The sequence below is a fragment of the uncultured Bradyrhizobium sp. genome, from assembly GCF_936943645.1.
Taxonomy (GTDB): Bacteria; Pseudomonadota; Alphaproteobacteria; order Rhizobiales; family Xanthobacteraceae; genus Bradyrhizobium.
The window spans coordinates 1-22,742 of record NZ_CAKZJO010000030.1 but is presented as its reverse complement, the minus strand read 5'-3'; the positions used below and the strand labels follow the sequence as shown (position 1 = coordinate 22,742).

Sequence of the window (22,742 nt, the reverse complement as noted above, 5' to 3'; positions counted from 1 at the left end):
CTACGCCAATGCAACTTGACAATCCAGATAGTCGCTCACCCCAACCCTCTCCCCGCAAGCGGGGAGAGGGAGAAAGAGAAATCACACCGCCCTCGCATCATAGGCGTACATGAAATCCATGTGCTTCGCGCCGAGCGGCAGCAGCCATTTCATCATTTGATTGCGTACCCACGCGCCGGCGGCGCTGAATTCGCGCTTGCTGTTGCCGTTGCGGCGGGCCATGGCGACGATCTTCTCGGTGCGCGGGCGACGCTCGGCCTCGAAGGTCTGGAAGGTGGCGCCGAGCTCCTGGCCGTCCTGCATCAGGCGGGCGAGCCGCATGGCATCTTCAAGCGCGAGCGAAGCGCCCTGGCCGGCGTGCGGGCTGGTCGCGTGCGCGGCGTCCCCGATCAGCAGCGAGCGCTTGCGCGACCAGGTCGGCAAGGTCGCAACGTCGAGCGTGTCGGTGACGACGATGTTCTCGGCGGCCTCGATGATGTCAGGGATCGGACCGTGCCAGCCGCGGTGGAAGCCGCGCAGATGCTGCTTCAGCGTCGTCTGGTCGAGCGCGCGAAACATTGCCGCATCCATGCCGTGCGCCGGCTGCGTGCTCCACCACATCACACCGTCGTTCGGATCCGGACTACAATAGCCGTAGCCGAAGAAGCCGCTCTGGCCGAACGTGGTCTCAACATGCTGGCCGATCGACCGGCCGTCGAGCACGGCGTGCGGCACGAAACCGCCGAAGCCAATCAGGCCGGTGTCGAAGGGTTGCGGCCCGTCCGGAACCACCTGGCGGCGCGCCACCGAGTGCACGCCGTCGGCACCGATCAGGAAGTCGCCCTCGGCCGTGGTGCCGTCGGAGAAGTAGGCGATGATCGGCTGGTCGCCGCGATCCTCGACCTTGATCAGGCGCTTCTCGAAATAGAGCGAGACGCAGGCGCACCAGGCCTTGTCGATCAGGATCTCGTTCAGCGCGGCGCGAGAGATGTTGACGGCGGGTTGGCCGAAGCGCCGCGCCATGTCGCGGTTGATCGAGCCGAGCCGCTCGCCGCCTTGCGAATAGAAGTCGAAGGATTCGGCGATCGAGCCGCGGCTGATCAGCTCCTTCGCAAGCCCGATCTCGTCCATCACATGCATGCCGTTCGGCGCGATCTGGAGGCCGCCGCCGATGCCCTTGGAGTAGGGCCAGGCCTCGTAGATCGCGGACTCGATGCCGGCGCGGCGCAGCAGGATCGCGGCCACCGGGCCGGCGATGCCGGCGCCGATGATCAGGGCCTTGCGGGGACGATAGGACATGGCTTGCTCCCGACGTTTCCGTGGTGCTAGGAGAAATTACGGTCGCTAAATCTCTTAGTGACTAAGATATATATCGCCTAAGATATGAGGCCGACCTTGTCAAGGACGAAGGCGCGTACTGTGCTGCTGCAGGAGCTCGAGGAGGCCATGCGCCGATCTTCCGCGCAGGGCGTGCTCTATGGGCAAACCGTTGCCAACGTTGCCGGAATTGCCAATTCCGACCTCGAATGCATGGACATCCTGTATCTCGAGGGTCGCGTCACGGCAGGAAGGCTTGCCGAGGTCACAGGGCTGACGACCGGCGCCATTACCGGCGTCGTCGACCGGCTGGAGAAGGCCGGCCTCGTCCGCCGCGAGCGCGACGATGCCGATCGTCGCAAGGTCTTCATCGCGGTCGTGCCGGAGGCGATCGCGAAGATCGGCCAGTTCTACGTGCCGATGCAGCAGGCGATGGAGAAGGTCTGCAGCGGCTATTCCGACGAGGAGCTGCGCCTGCTGCTGCGCTTTGCCAATGAGGGCTACAAGGGTGTGCTCGCGGCGACCGAGGCGCTGAAGGGACTGCTCGACACGCCGCCGGAGAAGCGCCCGGCGCTCAAGTTGAAGACGCGTCCTCGTCGGCCCTGATCTTGTAGATCTGCGCGGCCGCGATCATGCCCCACATCGCGCCCAGCATCATCCAGAAGTGCCGCCAGTGGTCGGTGTCGATCACGAAACTTTCGCCGACGGTGCCGACGAAAGCGGAGAAGACGGCGAGATAGGCGCGCTGCCAGGGCACAGGCACGAAGATGTGGCGGAAGCCCATGATGACGGTGGTGAAGACCAGCGCGGGATAGCACACGCCGGACAGCCAGCCGCCGGACATGAAGGCGTTGAGATAGGAGTTGTGGGTGTCCTCGGGGAAGAAGCGGTGGAATTGCAGGGGACCGATGCCGAACGGCAGGTCGAGCGCCATCTCGGCACCCAGGATGTGGCGGCCGAACCGGCCGAATCGGCCCTCGTCGTAGCTCTGGTCGAAGCTCGCGCGCTGCTTGAACATCTCGGCGGTGGCATCGAATGACAGCAGCACCGCGATCAGCGCGATGCCCAGCACGGCCGCCACGATCGCCATGATGATGATGCGCGAGCGCTGCGCGTTGGTGCGGCTGGTCAACACCATCAGCGCCAGCATGAAGGCGGAGGTCAGCACCAGGCCGCCCCAGGCCGCGCGCGAGAACGCCAGCAGGATCGCCAGCGACATGATGCCGAAGGCAATGACGTTGCGGAACGCCTTGATGAGCTTGTCCGAGACCACACTCTGGAGCGCAAACAGTGCGGGCAGGATCAGGAACGCGCCGAGCACGTTCGGGTCCTTGAACGTGCCGCGGGCGCGGCCGTAGAGCGTGAGGAGGTCGTTGCCGCCGGGGACCAGGTGGAAATAGCCGGCGACCGCCAGGAGCGAGGCGATCATCGCGCCGACCACGAGGCCGCGGCGGAGCATGTCGAGCCGGGCCGCGGTGTCCTCGGACATGACCATGGCGAAGAAGACGACGGTCACCGCCATGTACCAGGAGGTCGCGATCCAGCTCACCACCTCGGACTTGTCGAACAACGGAATCGCGCTGATCGTGTAGCCGACATTGAGCAGGACCAGCAGCGCGACCAGCGGCATCAGCGCCAGCCGCAAACGAAGGCCCGTGGCGAAGAACGTGACGGCCGCGAGCAGCGTTATGATCTCGTAGGGGCTCGGCTCGATGAAGACGACCGCGCCGGAGGCGCCGACCAGCCACACCAGCGCGCGCTGCAGCGCCAGCACGCCGGGGGCCGCCGGTGCGGTGACGTTCACTCCATCGGCTGTCGCCGCATACGCCATCAGATGCTCATACGCTTACGCAAACTGGTACACACAACTTCCGCCGTCATGCTCCGCGGAGGCGGGGCATCCAGTACGCCGAGCCGCTTGTGACAGTTCTCGCTGCCGGTGATTACTGGATCGCCCGGTCAAGCCGGGCGATGACAGTGTGGCTCGGGGTAGCAACTCAATACGCGTTCTCGTTCTTGGTCAGCAGCGAGATCGGTGTCTTCAGGAGAATGTAGAGGTCGAACAGCACCGACCAGTTCTCGATGTAATAGAGGTCGAACTCGACGCGCTTCTGGATCTTTTCCTGGTTATCGATCTCGCCGCGCCAGCCGTTGATCTGGGCCCAGCCGGTGATGCCCGGCTTGACGCGGTGGCGGGCGAAATAACCGTCGACGGCCTCGTCGAATAGCCGGCTCTGCAGCTTGCCCTGCACCGCATGCGGGCGCGGGCCGACCAGAGAGAGGTTGCCGGAGAACACCACGTTAAAGAGCTGTGGCAGCTCGTCGAGGCTGGTCTTGCGGATGAAGCGGCCGACGCGGGTGACGCGCGGATCGTTCTTGGTCACGACCTTGGAGGCGGTCGGGTCGGCCTGATGATGGTACATCGAGCGGAACTTGTAGACGTCGATGCGCTCGTTGTTGAAGCCGAAGCGCTTCTGGCGGAACAGCACCGGGCCCGGGCTATCGAGCCTCACCGCGAGCGCGACGAGGCCCATCACCGGCAGCGCGGCCAGCAGCGCGAGGCTGCCGACGACGCGGTCGAACAGCTATTTCATCACCAGGTCCCAGTCGGTGATGGGCGCCTCGAACACGTCGAGCGTCGGCACTTCGCCGAGATAGGAGTAGGAGCGGGGACGGAAACGCAGCTTGTTGGTGTGCGCGGAGAGGCGGATGTCGACCGGCAGCACCCAGAGCTTCTTCAGCATCTCCAGGATGCGCGTCTCCGCCGAGATCGGCAGCGCGAACAACACGAGATCGACGCGGGTGCGGCGGGCGAATTCGACGATGTCGTCGACCTTGCCGAGCTTGCGCGCGCCGGCGCAGGTGTCGAGCGCGCGGCTGTCGTTGCGGTCGTCGAACACGCCGAGCACGTGGATGTCGGAATCCTCCTGCGCCTTCAGCGCCTCGACCAGCTGCTCGCCGTTGCTGTCGGAGCCGACGATGATGGTGCGGCGGTCGAGCCGGCCCTGGCGTGCCCAGCCGCGCACCAGCGAGCGCAGCACCAGACGCTCGGCGATCAGCGCGGCGAGCCCGACGAAGTAGAAGGCGGCCAGCCACAGCCGCGAGATCTCGCTGCCGTATTTGGCGAAGAAGGAGATGCCGATGAACAGCAGGAAGACGAACGACCAGGACGAGATCATCCGCGTCATCTGCCGGAGCTGCCCGCGGAACAGCTGGACCTGGTAGATGTCGGCGGCCTGGAAGCAGATCACGGCAGCGATCGCCACTGCGACGACCTCGGCAGGATAGAGCCAGTTGAAGCCGGCGTGCGGCATCACATAGCCGGCATAGAGCGCGATGCCGACGAGGGTCAGCAGCGCGAAGTCGGCGAGGCGCACGAAGCCGGCGATCACGATCGGCGAATAGGCGCGGGCGACTTTCTGGTTGACGACTTCGAGCGCGGCGGGCGTCAGCCGGCGACGGCGCTCGACGAAAGGTTGGTCAGCGGGCTTCGCCGCAGCGCTGGTCGCGGCGTCGAGCATCGAGCGTGCGTTGAGCGGTTCCACGGGCGTCCACGTCCATTCCAGAGCCCGCGGCACGGCCTTGCGCGCCCGGGCGAGCATCCCCTGGCCACTTCGATTATCGAACAAATCGGAAGATTTTCTAAAGCGGGCTTAAGGATGGTTAATGATTGGCAAATGCGTCGCGATAGCCGGCGATCACGCCCTCGACCATCGCGGCCTGCGAGAAATGCGCCGAGATGCGGTCGCGCAAGGCGACCGCGCGCTGTGCTGTGGTCTTGGGGTCGTCGAGCGCCGCGGCAATCGCCTCCGCCATCGCCTCGGAATTGCTCGGCGCAAACAAGGCGGGACTGTCGGTGCCGAAGATTTCGGGGATGCCTCCGATTCTCGACGCGATCATCGGGATGCCGGCCGCGCCCGCTTCGATCACCACATAGGGCATGGAATCGCCGCGCGAGGGGACGACGAGCAGCCGCCCCTTGGAGAAGCCGTAGCGCGCCTTGACGTGACCGATGAAGCGGATGGAACTGGTGAGGCCGAGTTTCTCGACCTGCGCCTTCAGCGCTGCCGTTTCCTCGCCGTCGCCGCCGAGCGTCAGCGTGACCTTCTTGCCGCCCTCATGCAGGCGGGCCAGCGCATCGACCAGGAGATCGGCGCCCTTGATGTGCCTGAACTCGCCGACATAGCAGATGTCGGTGGCATCGTCGGCGATCACGACGGGTTCGAACTCTTCCGGAGTGACGCCGTTGAAGACGCAATGCACCACGCCCTTGGGCGTGCCGACGATGCGTTGATAGGTGTCGCGGGCAAACGCGCTCTCGAACAGGAACAGGTCGGTCGAATCCATCAACGCGCGCTCGAGCCGCGCGTAGAACTCGCCCTTGATGGTGTTGAGGGGATAGTGCAGCGAGCCGCCATGCGGCGTGTAGATGCGGATGGTGTCGTCGGAGCGCCGCCGCATACGGATGAAGGCGCCGGCCTTGGCGCCGTGGCCGTGCATCACGTCGGGCTTCAGCGTGGCGATCAGGCGCCGCATGCGAAACCACACCAGGACGTCGTCGGGCGAAGGCTCGCGGCGGATCGCCATGCGGTGCACGCCGAGCTTGAGGCGCGGCGCGAGCTCGGCAAGCGCCTTGTCGGCGCGCTCACCGCCGGTGAGGCTATCGGCGAGGATGCCGACATGATAGCCGCGATCGACCTGGCCGTTGGCGACGTCGAGGATGTGGCGGAAGATGCCGCCGACGGGAGCGCGCACGGCGTGGAGGATACGAAGCGGCCGGTCGGGAGAGGGGGGCATGAATCAAAACCAGCGCTCGACGGCGGATGCCGAACAATTCCTAGGAAAATATCGAGACGGATTAAGAGCCTTCGTGGTTAACAAACGGTGACGAGCGCGTGCACTGCGACCGCGGGATCCCGCGATTAACCCAGCGGCAACCTTAATGGAGTGTAATCGCCGCGGTTGAGGTAGCTTGGTGGCGTTGCCCCTGCGGGAGTGTTCGATGCGTTTAGCGTTCTGGCGTGCCGGCAAGGACAAGGCGGTGGTTGCGCGCGCCGTTGCAAAGCCCAAGGCCGACATCAAGGCCGACGCCGCGCCCAAGGCTGAGGTCAAGGTCGAGCCCAAAGTCGAGTCCAAGGCCGAATCCAGGATTGACGTCAGGCCCGCGCCCGTTGTCGCCAAGCAGGCGCAAGTCGAATCCGGCGATATCGATCTGCATGCGCTCGGCGGTGCCCTGGCGCGCAAGCGCGGCTGGATCATCGTGCCGACCGTGCTCGCGCTCGTCGGCTCCATCGCAATCGTCAACCTGGTCACGCCGCGCTACAAGTCCGAAGCGCGCATCCTCATCGACGGCCGCGAGAACGTGTTTCTGCGCCCGAGCAGCGACCGCACCGAGGAGCGGCAGGCACTCGACGCCGAGGCGGTCACCAGCCAGGTGCAGCTCGTGCTGTCGCGCGATCTCGCGCGCGAGATCATCAAGAAGAACAAGCTCGCCGAGCGCCCCGAATTCGACCCGGTGCTGCAGGGCGTCTCGCCGTTGAAGTCGCTGGCGGCGATGGTCGGCATCGGCCGCGATCCGTTCTCGATGACGCCGGAAGAGCGCGTGCTCGACGCCTATTACGACCGCCTGCAGGCCTATGCCGTCGACAAGTCACGCGTCATCGTCGTCGAATTCCAGTCCGCCGATCCCGACCTTGCCGTCCGCGTCGCCAATTCGATTGCCGACGGCTATCTCGTGCTCCAGCAGGGCGTGCGCCAGGAGCAGGCCAAGAACGCCAGCCAGTGGCTCGCCGGCGAGATCGAGAATCTGCGCAAGAAGGTCTCGGACGCCGAGGCCAGGGTCGAGGATTTCCGCTCCAAGTCGAGCCTGTTCGTCGGCACCAACAATACCACGCTCTCTAACCAGCAGATGGGCGAGGTCAACACCCAGCTCAACAATGCGCGTGCGCTCAAGGCGGACGCCGAGGCCAAGGCGCGGCTGATCCGCGAGATGCTCCAGAGCGGCAAGCCCATCGAAGCCTCCGAGGTGTTGAACTCGGAGTTGATGCGGCGGCTGTCCGAGCAGCGCGTGACGCTGCGTGCCCAGCTTGCGGAGCAATCCTCGACGCTGCTCGGCAACCATCCCCGCATCAAGGAATTGAAGGCCCAGCTCGGCGACCTCGAAACCCAGATCCGCGACGAGGCGGGCAAGATCTCGCGGTCGCTGGAGAATGACGCAAAGATCGCCGGCGGTCGGGTCGACAGCCTGACCGTGAGCCTCGAGCAGCTCAAGAAGCAGGCGGCCTCGACCAACGGTCAGGACGTCCAGCTCCGCGCGCTGGAGCGCGAAGCCAAGGCGCAGCGCGATCTGCTCGAAACCTATCTCGCCAAGTACCGCGAGGCCAATACCCGCGAGACCATCGACACGGCACCGACCGACGGCCGCATCATCTCGCGCGCCGTCGTCTCGAACACCCCGGCCTATCCGAAGAAGCTGCCGATCGTGCTGATCGCGACGATCGCGACACTGCTGCTCTCGTCCGGCGTCGTCGTCACCGGCGAGCTGTTGCGCCAGACTGCGCCGCGTGCGGTGGCGGCGGTGCTTCCGGCACGGTCGCCGGTGCGCCAGGAGGCGCCGGTGCAGCCGGTCGTCGACCCGGTCGACGATCCCGGCATCGAGCCCGCTCTGGCGGAGCCTGCGCCGCTCCAGCCGGAGATGATTGATGATGCGGACGTCACCGAATTCACCGAGATCGAGCGTCTGGCCGACAGCCTGCGCGCCGCAGGCGCTGCGGCCAAGAAGGTCACGGTGCTTGGCACTGCGTCCGGCGAAGCCATCACGCTGTCGACCCTGACGCTCGCCCGGCACCTGGCCCGCGAGGCGCGCGTCGTCGTGGTCGATCTCGCCGCGTCCTCGCCCACGATCGCCGCGGTCTCGGTCGATGCGTCCGCGCCCGGCCTTGCCGAGCTGATGCAGGGCGAGGCCTCGTTCGCGCAAGTGATCACCCGGGACAAGCTGTCGCGACTGCATCTGGTCATGGCCGGCCGTCCCGGCTTCGACCGCAGCCTGCTGCAATCGCCGCGGGTGACCCTCGCCATCGACGCGCTGCTGCGCGCCTATGACCACGTGCTGATCGACGCCGGCAGCGCCTCGGACCTTCCGGCCGAGCTGCTGACGGCGCATGCCCGCGCCGTCGTGGTGCCCGATGCGTCGATGGCGCCGGACGCGCGCACGCTGATGTGCGAGCAGCTCAAAGCGGTCGGCTTCAGCGAGGTGACGATGCTGAGCAAGCCGGTGCAGGCGTCCAATGCGGCGGAAACCCCGCGCGTCGTGGCGGCGTAGGTCTCTCTCACCCTCTCCTGGAGGGTAGGGGACAGCTCCGCGAGTAGGGCCACTTTCGGAGAAGGGTGCGACCAACTACCCGAACGCCTGCCGCAGCCGGCGCGCCAGATCGAACAGCATCTGGTTCTGCTTCACCAGCCGCTTGCCGTGGCTGAGCGAGGACATCGCCATCGCCGCGAGCTTGCCGCGCGAGGTCAGCGGAACGAAGCTGTCGAAAATCTCCTCGTCGTCCTTGCAGAACATCCGCTTGTAATCGTCCGAGCCGATGCCGAGGTCGAGCGAACGGTAGCCGCGCTCGCCGTAGCGATCGATGATGTAGCGCATCAGGATCAGGCCGGGGCTGTAACGGGCGTGCTCGGACATCGTGTAGGTGTTGAACATCATCGAAAAGCGCTGGCCGTCGGCGACGCCCGCGAAGATCGCGATCACCTCCTCGTCGCATTCGAGTGCGTGGATGTCGATGACGCGGCCTTCGCCGCGGGGCGCGAGGCAGGCGCTGCGGATGAACTGCTCGACGCCTGGCTCGGCAAAGACGTTGGGGAGCTTCTGCTCGGCCATCCGCGCCGGCTTGACGCGGAAGAACCAGTCGAGCAGGCGGGTGACGTCGGCATCGGACGTCGCCAGATGATAGCGATAGCCGGCGAGGGGCTGGAGCTTCTTTTCCTTGGCTTTGAGCCGGCGGCGGAAGGAATTGCTGAGCCGCGATGCCGGCGGTCCGCCCGGCTCCATCACCAGTTGAGGGCAGCCGTTGATCGCGCTCTGTCGCGGTAGCAGCGCAAACGGGTTCTGCTGGTCGCGCCAGCGCAGCGGCTGCTGTGTCAGCGCGAGCACGTCGACGTGCTCACGGAGCGGCGCCAGCATCGCGTCGAGATCGGCAGCAACGGTCTGTGCGGCGCATGCGGCGTCCCACAGGCCCATGTTGAAGGTCGTATGCTTGCCGCCCATGAAAGAGGCCGTGCGCACGCCGTGGCTCTGGCGCAGCGAGAGTGGCAGCAGCAACAGCGGCCTGTGTTCGGCGTCACGGCCGATCACGATGAAGGCGCGCGTGCCTTCGCGCTCGCCGACCAGGCGCTGCCAGGGGCTCAGCAGATCGAAGCGCTGATAGGGCGTGAAGAGATGGCCGGGCTCCTCGAAGGCGCGCCAGACCGCCTCGGCGGCGTCGAGATCGGCGACGATGTCGACATGCGCGATCCGGCTCGCTTTCGACCGCGCTGGCGCTTCTGCCGTCCGGCTTTGCATCGCCGCAGCCATGGTCATCCGCAAAACCTGTCGAGAAATCAGAAAATAGACGTCAATCGGCCTGTGGCCGACCTTTGCAAAGAAATGTCAACAAAGGGTAAGGACAATGGGAGCGGGAACGGGCGCCTTGAGGGCGTGAAGGGTGGGGTCTTGGCATCCGACGACAGATCGCTGGAACGGCTGCGCCTTGAGTTCGCCTGGTTCACCGGCCGGGCCGCGCTGGGCAGCCGCGGTGCCGGCGCTATCCTGCGCTTTGAACGCGTGCGCCCGCGGCGGCGCGGCGCCTTTCAGCCGCTGCGCGCACACGAGATCACGCCGCAATTCCTCGATCGCGCCGTTCGTGCGCTGAAGCGCTGGAATTACGATTTTCTCGGCATGGACGAGGTCTGCCGGCGCGCGGTGACGCTGCCGGAGCAGCGCCGCTTCGTGGCGCTGACCTTCGACGGCGCCGGCAAGGATCTGATCGACTTCGCCTATCCGGTGCTGGCGCATCATGCCGTGCCCTTCACGATCTACGTGCCGACCGCCTTTCCCGACGGCGTCGGCGAGGCCTGGTGGCTCGGGCTCGAGCAGGTGATCGCGCGCGAGAGCCGCATCAGCCTGATGATGGGGGAGAAGGAGCAGCGCTTCGTGGTCACCGATCCTGCCGAGAAGCAGGCGCTGTTCTCGCATCTCGAGAGCTGGCTGCGCTCGCTCTCGCCCGCGGATCTGTCGGCGGCGATCGCCGATCTCTGCACCCGCTACCGGATCGATCTTGCCGCGCTTTCGCGCGAGGCGTCGATGAACTGGGAGGATCTGGCGAAGCTCGCCGCCGATCCGTTCGTCACGATCGGCAGCGCGACGGTGAACTATCCCGCGCTCGCCAACATGAAGGACAATGCGGCACTGCGCGAGATGACGATGGGCAAGGCCGTCGCGGAATCCGCTTTCCGCCGCCATGTCGAACATTTCGCCTTTCCGTTCGGCGACCGCGCCTCGTTCCGGCGCAGCCACGTCGTGATGGCGGAAGAGGCGGGGTTCACCAGCGCGGCGTCCGCGATATCAGGCATCGTGGACGCGGAAGGGCGGACCAATCTGCGCGCGCTGCCGCGGATCTCCTGGGACGGCCGCATGCGATCGCTGCGCATGTTGCGTGTGCTGGTGTCGGGCGTGGCCTTTGCGCCGGTGAAACCGACCGGCAGCGCTACCGGCCAGACTTGACGCGATCGGGCCGCTGCATCCAGCTCACGATCGGCATCGCCGGCAGCACCCAGCCCATGCCGACCACGACGTAATAGATCGCCTGCCGCCAGCCGGACTCGGCGATCCACGGCATCTGCGCCGCGGCCATGCCGAGCAGGGCCCAGACGGTGCAAAGCACCAGGAGCAGGATGGCGCCGAGGAACTTGCGGGTGCGGATCGTCATGGCGGAGGACTTGCGGCTTTCGCGTAACTTGCGCTGCGGGAGCGGGGGACTATAAGGGGCACGCAGTCCGGTTCAAGCCTCGAAACCCTGGTTTTGCTCCTGAAATGACGACGATTTCCACCCCGTCCGAGCCGCATCGCGCCGTGCGCTGGTGGCTGATTTCCGTGGCCGCTTTGATTGCGCTGATGGTCCTGGTGGGCGGCGCGACGCGGCTGACGGAATCGGGCCTGTCGATCGTCGAATGGAAGCCGGTCACGGGCAGCGTGCCGCCGCTGTCGGAGGCGCAGTGGACCGAGGCGTTCGAGGCCTACAAGAAGATACCGCAATATCGCGAGCTCAATGCGGGCATGAGCCTGTCCGAGTTCAAGGAGATCTTCTGGTGGGAGTGGAGCCACCGCTTGCTCGGCCGCTTCATCGGTGTCGCCTATCTCCTGCCGTTCCTGTACTTCCTGTGGCGCGGCGGCCTCTCCGGTGAGTTGAAGCGCCGGCTGTGGCTGTTGTTTGCGCTTGGCGGTCTGCAGGGCGCGGTCGGCTGGTGGATGGTGGCCTCCGGCCTGACCGAGCGGGTCGAGGTCTCGCAATATCGGCTGGCAACGCATCTTTCCCTCGCGCTGCTGATCTTTGCCGGCATCGTCTGGACGGTGCGGCGGCTCAAGGAGCGGCCGCAGATCGCAGCACCGGCGCGGCTGCGGTTCACCAGCGCGCTGCTACTCGTCGTGACCTTCGTGCAGATCTATTTCGGCGCGCTGGTCGCGGGCCTGCGCGCCGGTCGTGCCTACAACACCTGGCCGCAGATCGACGGCGCGTTCATTCCCTCGGGCGAGCGGCTGTGGTTCGAGACGCCGTGGTGGCGCAACATGTTCGACAATGTCCTGACGGTGCAGTTCGAGCACCGCATGACCGCCTATGCGCTGTTCGTGCTGGCGCTGCTGCATGCGATCGACGCGGTGCGCTCGCGCGCAGGTGCGGCGGCAGGCGGTGCGCTGTGGCTGCTTGCGGCGATCAGCCTGCAAGCCGTGCTCGGCATTCTCACGCTGCTCAACCAGGTGCCGATCGATCTTGCGCTGTCGCACCAGGCGGTCGCGATCGCAGTGCTGACGCTTGCGGTGATGCAGGTGGAACGGCTGGCTTCGCGGCACTCCGCGCAGGTGCTGCCGCGCACGGTTCCCGTCAGCCAGCCCGGCTGATCACCATCAGCCGGCTGATCAGATCAGCAATAGCCGTAGATGCCGCAGGAATAGGGCAGGCGCCAGAAATAGTCGACCTGCTTCCCGCCGTAATACGAGCCCTGATAGTCGTAGTCCCAGGGGCGGCCGTAATAGCCCGGCAGCGTGTGGGAGCCGGGGAGGAGCGGTGTGCCCGGCAGGTTGCTGATGTAGCTGCCGATGCCATGGGCCGGCGAGATCAGCGCGTCCGGATCGGTGTCGACCCAAACCTTGGGCGGCTCCTTCTGCGCGGCGGCGCGCCGCTTCGGCGTGGCCGGCAGATCGGCAGCGAGCGCGCTTGAAACCGTCAGCATCGCGGCAAGGGCAGGCACCATCCAGCGCAGCATCGTCGGCTCCGAATCAAGGGGCGATCCAAAGACGATCTATGCGGCCGATATGGTTAATGATCGTTAACGAGAGCCGTTGTTCCCGGGGCGGCTTTGGCCGCCCCGGGCGACGATTACGCGCCCAGCGCCTGTTCCAGATCCGCGATCAGGTCTTCCTTGTCCTCGATGCCGATCGAGAGCCGTACCACGTCGGGGCCGGCGCCGGACTTCACCTTGGCGGCGTCGTCGAGCTGGCTGTGCGTGGTCGAGGCGGGGTGGATGACGAGCGAGCGGGTGTCGCCGACATTGGCGAGGTGCGAGAACAGCTGCAGCTTCGACACCAGATTGACACCGGCGTCATAGCCGCCCTTCAGGCTGAAGGTGAACACGGCGCCCGCGCCCTTCGGAGCGTATTTGCGTGCCAGCTGGTGGTACTTGTCGCTCGGCAGACCCGCATAGCTGACCGAGGCCACCGCCGGATGGCCGGCGAGGAATTCGGCGACCGCTTTGGCATTGTCGCAATGCCTCTGCATGCGCAGCGGCAGCGTCTCGATACCCGTGAGGATCATGAAGGCATTGAACGGCGACAGTGCGGGGCCGAGATCGCGCAGGCCGAGCACGCGGCAGGCGATCGCGAAGGCGAAATTGCCAAAAGTCTCCTGCAGGCGGATGCCGTGATATTCGGGGCGCGGCTCCGAGAGCATCGGGTATTTGCCGCCCGTGGACCAGTCGAAGGTGCCGGCATCGACGATGATGCCGCCGAGCGAATTGCCGTGGCCGCCCAAAAACTTCGTCAGCGAGTGCACGACGATGTCGGCGCCGTGGTCGATCGGGCGGATCAGATAGGGCGAGGCCAGCGTGTTGTCGACGATCAACGGCATGCCCGCCTTGCGCGCGACCGTAGAGATCGCCTCGATGTCGGTGATGCTGCCGGCGGGATTGGCGATGGACTCGATGAAGATCGCCTTGGTGCGCGGCGTCACCGCGCGCTCGAAGCTTGCGATGTCATCGGGATCGGCCCACACCACGTTCCAGCCGAAGCTCTTGAACGCGTGCGTGAACTGGTTGATCGAGCCGCCATAGAGCTTTCGCGCGGCGATGAACTCGTCGCCGGGCTGCAGCAATTGCTGCAGCACCACGACCTGTGCGGCGTGGCCCGAGGCCACCGCCAGCGCAGCCGTGCCGCCTTCGAGCGCGGCGACGCGCTCTTCCAGCACCGCGTTGGTCGGGTTGCCGATGCGGGTATAGATGTTGCCGAACGCCTGCAGGCCGAACAGCGAGGCGGCGTGGTCGGCGTCGTTGAAGACGAACGAGGTGGTTTGATAAATCGGAGTCGCGCGCGCGCCGGTGGTGGGGTCGGGCTGTGCACCGGCATGCACGGCGAGGGTCGAAAATCCCGGAAGGCGATCGCTCATTGAGGGCGTCCTGTTCTTGTGGTCTGAAATCGCGCGGCATGCTGATGGGCGCCGCGCTCGCCGTCAAGGCGCCGCTTCACATCAGGATGATTTGGGAATGATCCTGCTACGCATTGCCGCGTTCGCGAAATGAACGCTTCGCGCTTGCGTCAGCTTTGCTCGGTCTTGTTCTTGGCCGCGCGATCGGATGCCGCGGTGTCGCCACCGCCGACACTCATCCGATTGAGGGACAGCCGCATGCCCTGCGTCGGCGCCGGCGCACGCTTGGAACTGAGCGTGCGCGAATTCACGCCCATCCAGGAGATTTCGGACGACAGCCGGCCATATTCGATCTTGGGACAGCGGTTCATCACCACCTTGATACCGACTGATTCCGCCTTCGCCGCCGCGGCGTCGTCGCGTGCGCCAAGCTGCATCCAGATCACCTTCGGCAGCGGATCGAGCGCGAGCGCCTCTTCGACCACGGGCATGATGTGGCTGGAGTTGCGGAAGATGTCGATCATGTCGACGGGACGGCCGATGTCGGAGAGCGAAGCGACGAACGGCTTTCCAAGCAGCTCCTTGCCGACATGACCGGGGTTGACCGGGATCATGTCGTAGCCGCGCTGCGCGAGGTATTTGAACGCGAAATAGCTCGGCCGCACGTTGACGGGCGAGGCGCCGACCATCGCGATCGACTTCACGGAGTTGAGGATGCCGCGGATGTAATTGTCGGGATAGGCGTCGTGGTTCATCACTTGTCTTTTCTTGTTGTTACTCATCCCGCCATGTCGGCGTGCGCTTCTCGATGAACGCGCCGATGCCTTCCTCGGCATCGCGCGCCATCATGTTCTCGGTCATCACCTCGGCCGCATAGCGATAGGCATCCGCAAGACTCATCTCGGCCTGTCGGTAGAACGCCTCCTTACCGAGCTTGACGGTGTAGGCCGATTTCAGCGCGACCTTCTCGGCGAGCGCAATCGCGGCCTCGCGCTCGGTCCCGGCGGCAACCACGCGGTTGATCAGCCCGATCTCGCGGGCGCGCACAGCCGGGATCGGCTCACCCGTCAGCAGCATCTCCATAGCCTGCTTGCGCGGGACGTTGCGCGACAGCGCCACCATCGGTGTCGAGCAGAACAGGCCGATGTCGACTCCGGGGGTGGCGAAGCTTGCGGCTTCCGATGCGATCGCAAGGTCGCAACTCGCCACGAGCTGGCAGCCGGCTGCGGTCGCGATGCCCTGGACGGACGCGACCACGGGCTTCGGCAAATGCACGATCGCCTGCATCATCGCGCTGCAGGCGGTCATCATCTCGACGAAGAAGGCGCGGCCGCGATCGGCGTCGGTGCGGCGCGCGGTGAGTTCCTTCATGTCGTGGCCGGCGGAGAAGGCGGGGCCGATGGCGGCGATCACGACGCCGCGGACGGCCTTGTCGTCGCGGACCCTGTCGAGTTCGGCATGCAGGCCGGCGATCATCGCGGCCGACAGGCTGTTGCGCGCGGCCGGGCGGTTCAGCGTCAGGACCGCAATGGGACCTACGGTCTCGCGCAGCAGGATCGGCGGTTGCGGGGAGGGGGCACGGGCAGCCGTGACGGACATTGACGCGAATTCCGCTAGAAGATTGCAATTGGATGACGCAGATAACTTAATGTAACAGGGCAAGTGAAGCGAGGGTGGGGAACAGCATGGCGTTAGCGAAAATGAGCGTGGCGGAGGTGGAGCAGTTCCTCCGTCACGAGTTTCCCCAGGCCTTCAGCGGCGACGACATCACAATCGAGAGCGCCGACGGCCAGACTTGCCTTTTGCGGCAGCGTTACAGCGAAAAGATGCTGCGGCCGGGCGGCACCGTGTCCGGACCGACCCTGATGGCGCTGGCCGATTTCGCGATGTACGTGGTGCTGCTGTCCGCGATCGGGCCGGTCGGGCTCGCGGTGACCACCAATCTCAACATCAATTTCCTGCGCAAGGGTGGGTCCGGGCAGGACGTGCTGGCGGAGGCGCGGCTGCTCAAGCTCGGCAAGCGCCTGGCGGTCGGGGAAGTGAAGCTGCTGTCCGGCTCCTCGCCCGATCCGATCGCTCATGTCACCTCGACCTATTCCATTCCAAATGTTTGAGCTTTTCGCAGGTAATATGGCACCATATTTTTAACTTATTGATATTGCAGATATAGTTTACATCTTCAGGCATTGACCGTGACGCGTCTCTTCTCTAGAAACCCGCCCAGTCCGGTGCGGTGTTCGCGCCGATGCTCCCCGTCCACGGAAACTCTGACATGAAAACCTTTTCGGCAAAGCCGGCTGAGGTGACGAAGAAGTGGGTGCTGATCGACGCCAAGGGTCTGGTCGTCGGCCGTCTCGCCACCATCGTCGCCATGCGCCTGCGCGGCAAGCACCTCCCGACCTACACCCCGCACGTCGATTGCGGCGACAACGTCATCATCATCAATGCGCAGCATGCGGTCCTCACCGGCCGCAAGCGCGAGCAGAAGACCTACTACAAGCACACCGGCTATGTCGGCCACGTCAAGGAGCGCACCGCGCGCCAGATCCTCGAGGGCAAGCATCCCGAGCGCGTGCTCGAGAAGGCCGTCGAGCGCATGATCCCGCGTGGCCCGCTCGGTCGCGTGCAGATGGGCAACCTCCGTGTCTACGGCGGCGCCGATCATCCGCACGAGGCGCAGCAGCCCGAGAAGATCGACATCGCCAAGTTGAACCGCAAGAACACGAGGGCCGCATAACATGGCCGAATCCATCCAGTCGCTCGACCAGCTCTCGCAGCTCAAGACGGCGGCGGCGCCCGATGCGCCCAAGCACGAGAAGAAGGTCGACAAGTTCAACCGCGCCTATGCCACCGGCAAGCGCAAGGACGCGGTCGCCCGCGTGTGGATCAAGCCGGGCGCCGGCAAGGTCACCGTCAACTCGCGCGAGGTCGAGGTCTATTTCGCCCGTCCCGTGCTGCGCATGATGATCGAGCAGCCGTTCTCGGTGGCCCAGCGTTCGGGCCAGTACGACGTGATCTGCACGGTCGCCGGCGGCGGCCTCTCCGGCCAGGCCGGCGCGGTCCGTCACGGCATCTCCAAGGCGCTCACCTATTTCGAGCCGGAGCTGCGCTCCGTGCTGAAGAAGGGCGGCTTCCTCACCCGCGACTCGCGCGTGGTCGAGCGCAAGAAGTACGGCAAGGCCAAGGCCCGCCGGTCCTTCCAGTTCTCGAAGCGTTAATCGCTTCGGTCACATTCGCCGCGAAAGCGGCTTCAATGAGATGCAAAAGGGCGCTGATTTCAGCGCCCTTTTTGCTGTTCGTTTGTACGCAAATTGATGGCGTGTTTCCGGAAAACTTGGCCTCCCGCGAAAACCTGAATGGAACCCGCCGGACCTAGCGTCGCCTTCGGAAGGGCGCGCAAATCGGATGTACCGATCGCGTAACTGCTATGGCTTAAGGGGGCCGACATGATGTCGCTCGATAGCATCACGCTCTATTTGGTCGCCACCATGGTCGCCGCACTGCTCGGCGCCATGATGGTGTTTTTCGGCAGGCAGGAGGACAGTCCTGCACTGAAATGGTGGGGCACCGCCTATTTGCTCGGTGCCGCCTCCGTCGCGCTATGGACCGCGACCGGCGACAAGCTCGGTCCGCAGCTCTATCTCGCGCTGAATGCCGTCGGCTTCGTCGCCTGCGGCATGGTCTGGAACGCGGCGCGCGTCTTCCACGGCCGCAAGCCGAACTGGCCCGGTCTCGTGATCGGCGCGCTGGCCTGGGCCGCCGCGGTCACGCTGCTCTCCCCCGAGGCATCCATGCTGCGCATGATGATCGGCGCCGGCATCGTCTCGGTCTACGCGGCGCTGACCGCGAGCGAGCTCTGGACCGAGCGGCGCAAGAGCCAGCAGCGGCGTTGGCCGGCCTTCGTCGTGCCGGTGATGCATGGCTGCGTGCTGATGTTGCCGATCGTGCTCGGCAGCTTCCTGCGTCCGCACGATGCCGGCTTCTCCCAGAGCATCTGGGTCACGGTGTTTGCAGTCGAGCTCATTCTCTACGCCGTCGGCACCGTGTTCGTGATCTTCATGCTGGTGTCCGAGCGCACCGTCACCGCGCACCGGACCGCGGCGTCCACCGACCCGCTCACCGGCATGCTCAACCGCCGCGGCTTCTCGGAAGCCTGTGGCCGCGTGATCGACCGCGAGGCCAAGGCCGGACGTCCCGTCACCGTGATGATCTTCGACATCGACCACTTCAAGTCGATCAACGATCGCTTCGGCCATCCCGCCGGCGACGAGATGCTGAGGCTGTTCTCGACCGTCGTCGTCAGCAATCTGCGCATCACCGACCTCTCGGGCCGCATCGGCGGCGAGGAATTCGCTGCGCTCTTGCCGTGTTCGCTGGAGGAGGGTGTGCTGGTTGCCGAGCGCGTGCGCGAGGCGTTCGAGACCTCCGGCGTCGTGGTCGACGAGGGCCCGGTCGACACCACCGTCAGCATCGGCGTCGCCGGCGGTCCGGCCGGCACCGAGCTCGAGGTGCTGCTGGCCTCGGCCGATACCGCGCTGTACCAGGCCAAGCGCGGCGGCCGTAACCGCGTCGAGGCGGCCGAGGAGCTGCCGCTGTCGCTGGAGAACTGGCGCCGCCAGAGCGCGGCGCGGATCGGTGCGCCGCAGGTGCGGCCGGCCACCGCATGAGACGCGAGGTGCCCTGCGGTAATCCTCTGTTTACCATTCGATCCCTACCATTGCGGTCATGGAATCGATCCGTCGACAGAACCCGCAAGCTGCCCTGATGTCGCTCGAAGCCGCTGCGGCCTCGGCACGCAGCGGTTTCGCCTGTCTGTTCTCGACCGCGGATGAATACGAGAGCGCGCTGATCAGCGAGCGCCGCGCGCAGGGGCGTTACACGCAAAGCCGCCGCAGCTACTGGCCGCTCGCGATGTTCGTCGGTTGTGCCCTCGTCGTGGCGGGCACGGTTCTGCTGCTGGTCTGAGACCTGCATTTTTGGGCCGACCAGGGCGCCATTTCGGCGCCTTTTTCTTTGCTCTCGGCTGCGGTAGACACACCCATCGAACAAAAACGGGTGGAAACCGATGATCACCGAGATCGCGCAAATCGACGTCAAGCCGGGCAGCGAGAAAGACTTTGAGGCCGCCGTCGCCAAGGCCAAGGCCGCTTTCGGCCGCTCCAAGGGCTTTCACGGCTTCGAGCTGCACAAGTCGATCGAGAAGCCGCAGCGCTACCGGCTGATGGTGAAATGGGCGACGCTCGAGAACCACACCGTCGATTTCCGCGGCTCTGAGAATTTCGCCGAATGGCGCGGCCTCGTTGGCCAGTATTTTGCCTCGCCCCCCGAGGTCGAGCACACCGAGACCGTGCTGACGACCTGAGCGAGGTCAGGCCGCCTCCGCAAGCGGCGGCGCCTCATAGGTCTTGAAATGATCGATCATGACCTTGGCGATGGCGACCAGCGGGAGCGCCAGCGCGAGGCCCCAGATTCCGAACACCACGCCGAGCAGGATCTGGAACGCGAACAGCGTGGCCGGCGGGATGTCCAGCGCCTGCCGCTGGAGCACCGGGGTCAGCACATAGCTCTCCATGGCGTGGACGCCCATGAAGAGCAGGAAGGCCGATAGTGCGGGGACCCAGCCCGATGCGAGGCTCGCCAGCACCACGATGACGCCGGCGATGATGGCTCCGACGGTCGGGATGAAGGCGAGCAGGCCGGCCTGGATCCCCAGGATGAACGAGCCGGGAATGCCGATGAGGAGAAGCCCGATCCAGGTCACCACGCCGACCGCGAGCATCACGACGATCTGCGCGATCAGCCAGCGCTCCAGCGTCTCGGCGATGCGGTCGATGATGAGGGTGATGCGGGTGCGATGCCTGGCCGGCGCCAGGAACAAGAGGCCGTCGTGATAGACGGCGGGTTGGGCGGCGAAGGCGAAGCCCAGGAACAGCACGATGAAGATGTTGCCGACGCCGTGGATGGTGCCGAGCAGCAGCTTGAAGGTCTGGCTCACGATCGCACCGCCGCTGGAGGCCAGGGCGCCCGCGCTGGGCAAGGGGCCTCGCGGAGCCGCGGCCGGTGCGGACGCCCCCTCGGCCGGCGTGTTGCTCGCCGCGTCGGCCGTGCCGTTGCCGAGATCGAAGAAGCTGGTGTCGATGCCGTGGTTGTCCAGGAAGGACCTGACATTGGCAAGCTGCGACTTGAGGGTCTTGCTCAGCAGCGAAGCCTGCTCGGCAATGGTGGCGCCGCCGAGATAGGCGATGCCCGCGAGCATCAGGGCGAGCGCGGTGCAGACGATCGCGAGCCGTACGGCATGGGGCAGGGGTACGCGGCGCCCGAGCGCGCCGGTCAGTGCGTTGAGGCCGAGGCCGAGCAGAATGCCGGTGAAGATCAGCAGCACGGTGGCGGCGAAATACCAGATGAAGACGAGCAGCGCGGTGAACAGCACCACACCGATGCCTCCGACCGAGATCGCCCAGGCCTGGTCCCAGGCGAGGTCGCCGCGGGGCCGGGAGCGTTCATCTTTGGACATGGTCACATCGGGTCCTTTTCAGTGCGCTGCGCGCCGCACTCTCTCGACAAACGCGTTTCCGATCAAGCCCGCGTCAACGCGCTGGTTTGACGCCGGCATCCCGACGGTGCAGAGCGGTGGGGAATGAGCAACGGGGGCGGTTTGAGCTTCATCAGCAAATGGGCCGGTCTGCTCGGCCTTCTGGCCGTGCTCGTGATCGGCGACCAGATCCGGATCAACCGGCCCGGCCACAAATTTCGTCTCACGGTCGAGGTGGTGACGCCCGACGGGATCAAGACCGGCTCGGGCATTCTGGCCGTCGTGCCCGACCGCAACTACAACCGCAGTGGCCGCACCATCATGCGCGGAGAGGCGGTGTTCGTGGATCTCGGCCAGGACGGCGCCAAGGGCAGGAATCTGGTGGCCTTGCTGGCGCACCGGCAGGACGCCAAGCTGGACTTTGACGACATCAACTATGTCGCACTCCGCGCCTATGGCGCTGCGCGTGGCAACCGCGTCTCGTTCAACGACATCCAGCGGCAGACCGGCGTCGTCCCGGTGCAGGGAGACCTCGTTCCAGTCCTGGTGAGCTTCGGCGATCCCGGGGACCCCTCCACCGCGCGGCTCGTCGCCGGCGACGGAGCAGAGGCGGTTCTGGGCGAGGGCTACGCGATCCGTGGTCTTAGTGCGGAAGTCGTGCCCAACGGGTTCTGGCCGATCGATTTCGGCGGGGCGCTCGGGGAGCCCGTGACGCGCGGCATCGCGGCGAAGCTGCCCTGGCTGGCCGGGCCGGGCGATGGTGCGGCAACCGCCCTGAAGGCGGCCGGCCTGCCTTCCGGGGGCGAGGCCCGGGAGGCATTTGCGCGAAAATAGCATTGCCGTCCCGCGATCCCTTCTGTTGAATTTGTTCCATTCGAGGGGCATGTTTGGCGAATCTTCTTCACGGAGAGGCGCGGAACGACAGATGAGAAAGCCGGTCGTCGGCGTGATCGGGAATTCCCATCGCGTCGAAAATCGATTTCAGGTCCAGATGGTGGGCGAGCGCAATCTGCGCGCCGTGGCCGAGGTCTCCGGCGGCTTGCCGGTGATGTTCGCGGGCTCCCCCGATATTACCGATATCGGGGCGCTGCTCGACACCGTGGACGGCATCATCCTCACCGGGGCGAGGGCCAACGTGCACCCGACCCGTTTCAACGTCGATCCCTGCGAGAAGCACGAGCCTTACGACATCCACCGCGACGAGGTGGCGCTGGCGCTCTCGGTCGCCTGCGTCGCCCGGGGCATTCCGCTGTTCGGCATCTGCCGCGGTCTCCAGGAGATGAACGTGGCCTTCGGCGGCTCGCTGCATCCCGAGATCCGCGAAATCCCCGGCCGCATGAACCATCGCATGCCCCGGCTCGAGAACGGCGAGATCCATCCCGATCCCACCGTCGTGTTTGCCGACCGCCACGACGTCGACCTGACACCGGGCGGGGCGTTCGCAAGACTGCTCAACTGCGAGAAGATCAGGGTCAATTCGCTGCACGGGCAGGGCATTCTCGAACCCGGCAAGCGCGTGCTGATCGAGGGCGTCGCCGAGGACGGCACCATCGAGGCGATCCGCATCGCGGAAGCCCCGACCTTTGCGCTCGGCGTGCAATGGCACGCCGAATACGATCCCCAGCACAATCCGATCAACCGCAAGCTGTTCGAGGCGTTTGGCGAAGCGCTGGTGGCGCGGCAGAGGGCGGCGGCGTAGGCTCCGCTCGTGTCCCGGACAAGCCGCAATGCGCATAGCGCGTCGAAGACGCGCGTGAATGCGCTTTTAGGCATTGCGGCGCCGAGCCGGGCCCCAGCGGCGCCGGGCTTCGCTGCGACATGGGCCCCGGCTCAGCAGCGCACCGTCGAAGTGACGCTGCGCTGCGTCCGAGGCACGAGAGCGGAGCGTGAGGCTCGCTCCCTGACGGCGCGGGCGTGGCGCACACATGCCTCTTCCATCCCGCGGCGCGTTTCGCCCGAGCTTTGCAGGTCGTTCGCGCGCTTTGAAGGCCAAAGGGCGCAGGGAAGGCCGGGTGCCGGCGGCA

General features: G+C 65.8%; 22 protein-coding genes and 1 pseudogene. 12 read left to right on the top strand and 11 right to left on the bottom strand.

The genetic code is table 11. From position 1 onward, the window contains the following. Positions 1 to 81 precede the first annotated feature (81 nt). Positions 82 to 1,278 carry an FAD-dependent monooxygenase gene (locus Q0743_RS03690; RefSeq protein WP_298240236.1) on the bottom strand — a complete coding sequence of 399 codons (1,197 nt, stop codon included), beginning with the start codon at positions 1,276 to 1,278 and terminating at the stop codon, positions 82 to 84. A 147-nt stretch (positions 1,279 to 1,425) separates the two neighbouring features. Between Q0743_RS03690 and Q0743_RS03685 the strand changes: the two genes are divergently transcribed. Further along, the gene (locus Q0743_RS03685) at positions 1,426 to 1,902 is read left to right on the top strand and encodes a MarR family transcriptional regulator (RefSeq protein ID WP_298240235.1); all 477 of its coding nucleotides are present in this window, start codon (positions 1,426 to 1,428) and stop codon (positions 1,900 to 1,902) included. Here the strand turns inward: Q0743_RS03685 and Q0743_RS03680 are convergent. From Q0743_RS03680 to Q0743_RS03670, 3 genes and pseudogenes are all read right to left on the bottom strand, one after another. Then, positions 1,871 to 3,127 carry an O-antigen ligase gene (locus tag Q0743_RS03680; RefSeq protein WP_298240234.1) on the bottom strand — a complete coding sequence of 419 codons (1,257 nt, stop codon included), beginning with the start codon at positions 3,125 to 3,127 and terminating at the stop codon, positions 1,871 to 1,873. The genes Q0743_RS03685 and Q0743_RS03680 overlap by 32 nt on opposite strands. A 166-nt stretch (positions 3,128 to 3,293) precedes the next feature. Then, positions 3,294 to 4,817 (bottom strand): annotated as a pseudogene (locus tag Q0743_RS03675) (undecaprenyl-phosphate glucose phosphotransferase). Between the two features lie 142 nt (positions 4,818 to 4,959). Beyond that, positions 4,960 to 6,093, bottom strand: a complete 1,134-nt coding sequence (locus Q0743_RS03670) for a glycosyltransferase family 4 protein (protein ID WP_298240233.1) — start codon at positions 6,091 to 6,093, stop codon at positions 4,960 to 4,962. 205 nt (positions 6,094 to 6,298) lie between these two features. Here Q0743_RS03670 and Q0743_RS03665 point away from each other — a divergent pair, with 205 nt between their 5' ends. Beyond that, complete coding sequence (locus tag Q0743_RS03665; RefSeq protein WP_298240232.1) at positions 6,299 to 8,617, top strand: exopolysaccharide transport family protein; 2,319 nt, start codon at positions 6,299 to 6,301, stop codon at positions 8,615 to 8,617. 75 nt (positions 8,618 to 8,692) lie between these two features. Here Q0743_RS03665 and Q0743_RS03660 read toward each other — a convergent pair whose 3' ends face one another. After that, positions 8,693 to 9,874, bottom strand: a complete 1,182-nt coding sequence (locus Q0743_RS03660; protein WP_298240231.1) for a GNAT family N-acetyltransferase — start codon at positions 9,872 to 9,874, stop codon at positions 8,693 to 8,695. Between the two features lie 132 nt (positions 9,875 to 10,006). Here Q0743_RS03660 and Q0743_RS03655 point away from each other — a divergent pair, with 132 nt between their 5' ends. Continuing rightward, entirely contained in the window at positions 10,007 to 11,056 is a 1,050-nt protein-coding gene (locus Q0743_RS03655; protein WP_298240230.1) for a polysaccharide deacetylase family protein, read from the top strand. Here Q0743_RS03655 and Q0743_RS03650 read toward each other — a convergent pair. Continuing rightward, positions 11,040 to 11,261 (bottom strand): DUF2842 domain-containing protein, encoded by a 222-nt coding sequence (locus Q0743_RS03650; RefSeq protein ID WP_097663273.1) that lies wholly within the window; start codon positions 11,259 to 11,261, stop codon positions 11,040 to 11,042. The two genes, Q0743_RS03655 and Q0743_RS03650, sit on opposite strands and share 17 nt — an antisense overlap. A gap of 104 nt (positions 11,262 to 11,365) precedes the next feature. Between Q0743_RS03650 and Q0743_RS03645 the strand changes: the two genes are divergently transcribed. Then, entirely contained in the window at positions 11,366 to 12,448 is a 1,083-nt protein-coding gene (locus tag Q0743_RS03645) for a COX15/CtaA family protein (protein ID WP_298240229.1), read from the top strand. 23 nt (positions 12,449 to 12,471) lie between these two features. Here the strand turns inward: Q0743_RS03645 and Q0743_RS03640 are convergent, their stop codons facing one another. The 4 genes from Q0743_RS03640 to Q0743_RS03625 form a co-directional block, all read right to left on the bottom strand. After that, positions 12,472 to 12,813: a hypothetical protein gene (locus tag Q0743_RS03640; protein ID WP_298240228.1), complete on the bottom strand. Its 342-nt coding sequence runs from the start codon at positions 12,811 to 12,813 to the stop codon at positions 12,472 to 12,474. A gap of 113 nt (positions 12,814 to 12,926) precedes the next feature. After that, positions 12,927 to 14,207 carry an O-acetylhomoserine aminocarboxypropyltransferase gene (locus Q0743_RS03635; RefSeq protein ID WP_298240227.1) on the bottom strand — a complete coding sequence of 427 codons (1,281 nt, stop codon included), beginning with the start codon at positions 14,205 to 14,207 and terminating at the stop codon, positions 12,927 to 12,929. A 149-nt stretch (positions 14,208 to 14,356) separates the two neighbouring features. Beyond that, a complete protein-coding gene (locus Q0743_RS03630) occupies positions 14,357 to 14,941 on the bottom strand; it encodes a CoA-binding protein (protein ID WP_298240226.1) in 585 nt (194 codons plus the stop codon). Between the two features lie 19 nt (positions 14,942 to 14,960). Continuing rightward, positions 14,961 to 15,785, bottom strand: a complete 825-nt coding sequence (locus Q0743_RS03625; protein WP_298240225.1) for an enoyl-CoA hydratase — start codon at positions 15,783 to 15,785, stop codon at positions 14,961 to 14,963. Between the two features lie 86 nt (positions 15,786 to 15,871). Between Q0743_RS03625 and Q0743_RS03620 the strand changes: the two genes are divergently transcribed. From Q0743_RS03620 to Q0743_RS03595, 6 genes are all read left to right on the top strand, one after another. Beyond that, a complete protein-coding gene (locus Q0743_RS03620) occupies positions 15,872 to 16,300 on the top strand; it encodes a PaaI family thioesterase (protein ID WP_100177396.1) in 429 nt (142 codons plus the stop codon). A gap of 158 nt (positions 16,301 to 16,458) precedes the next feature. Then, positions 16,459 to 16,923, top strand: a complete 465-nt coding sequence (rplM, locus tag Q0743_RS03615; protein ID WP_011087726.1) for a 50S ribosomal protein L13 — start codon at positions 16,459 to 16,461, stop codon at positions 16,921 to 16,923. 1 nt (position 16,924) lies between these two features. Then, positions 16,925 to 17,404: a 30S ribosomal protein S9 gene (gene rpsI, locus Q0743_RS03610; protein WP_018320095.1), complete on the top strand. Its 480-nt coding sequence runs from the start codon at positions 16,925 to 16,927 to the stop codon at positions 17,402 to 17,404. 228 nt (positions 17,405 to 17,632) lie between these two features. Next, positions 17,633 to 18,853: a GGDEF domain-containing protein gene (locus Q0743_RS03605; protein ID WP_298240224.1), complete on the top strand. Its 1,221-nt coding sequence runs from the start codon at positions 17,633 to 17,635 to the stop codon at positions 18,851 to 18,853. Between the two features lie 58 nt (positions 18,854 to 18,911). Further along, positions 18,912 to 19,151 (top strand): hypothetical protein, encoded by a 240-nt coding sequence (locus Q0743_RS03600; protein ID WP_298240223.1) that lies wholly within the window; start codon positions 18,912 to 18,914, stop codon positions 19,149 to 19,151. Positions 19,152 to 19,251: 100 nt separating this feature from the next. Beyond that, a complete protein-coding gene (locus tag Q0743_RS03595) occupies positions 19,252 to 19,548 on the top strand; it encodes an antibiotic biosynthesis monooxygenase (protein WP_094977636.1) in 297 nt (98 codons plus the stop codon). 6 nt (positions 19,549 to 19,554) lie between these two features. On the opposite strand, the gene Q0743_RS03590 is transcribed toward Q0743_RS03595, so the two are convergent. Beyond that, complete coding sequence (locus Q0743_RS03590; RefSeq protein WP_298240222.1) at positions 19,555 to 20,706, bottom strand: AI-2E family transporter; 1,152 nt, start codon at positions 20,704 to 20,706, stop codon at positions 19,555 to 19,557. Between the two features lie 135 nt (positions 20,707 to 20,841). On the opposite strand from Q0743_RS03590, the gene Q0743_RS03585 reads away from it, so the two are divergent. Together Q0743_RS03585 and Q0743_RS03580 are read left to right on the top strand one after the other, a co-directional pair. Further along, positions 20,842 to 21,552: a hypothetical protein gene (locus tag Q0743_RS03585; protein ID WP_367184838.1), complete on the top strand. Its 711-nt coding sequence runs from the start codon at positions 20,842 to 20,844 to the stop codon at positions 21,550 to 21,552. A 91-nt stretch (positions 21,553 to 21,643) separates the two neighbouring features. After that, positions 21,644 to 22,417: a gamma-glutamyl-gamma-aminobutyrate hydrolase family protein gene (locus tag Q0743_RS03580; RefSeq protein ID WP_298240220.1), complete on the top strand. Its 774-nt coding sequence runs from the start codon at positions 21,644 to 21,646 to the stop codon at positions 22,415 to 22,417. The last annotated feature ends 325 nt before the right edge of the window (positions 22,418 to 22,742 follow it).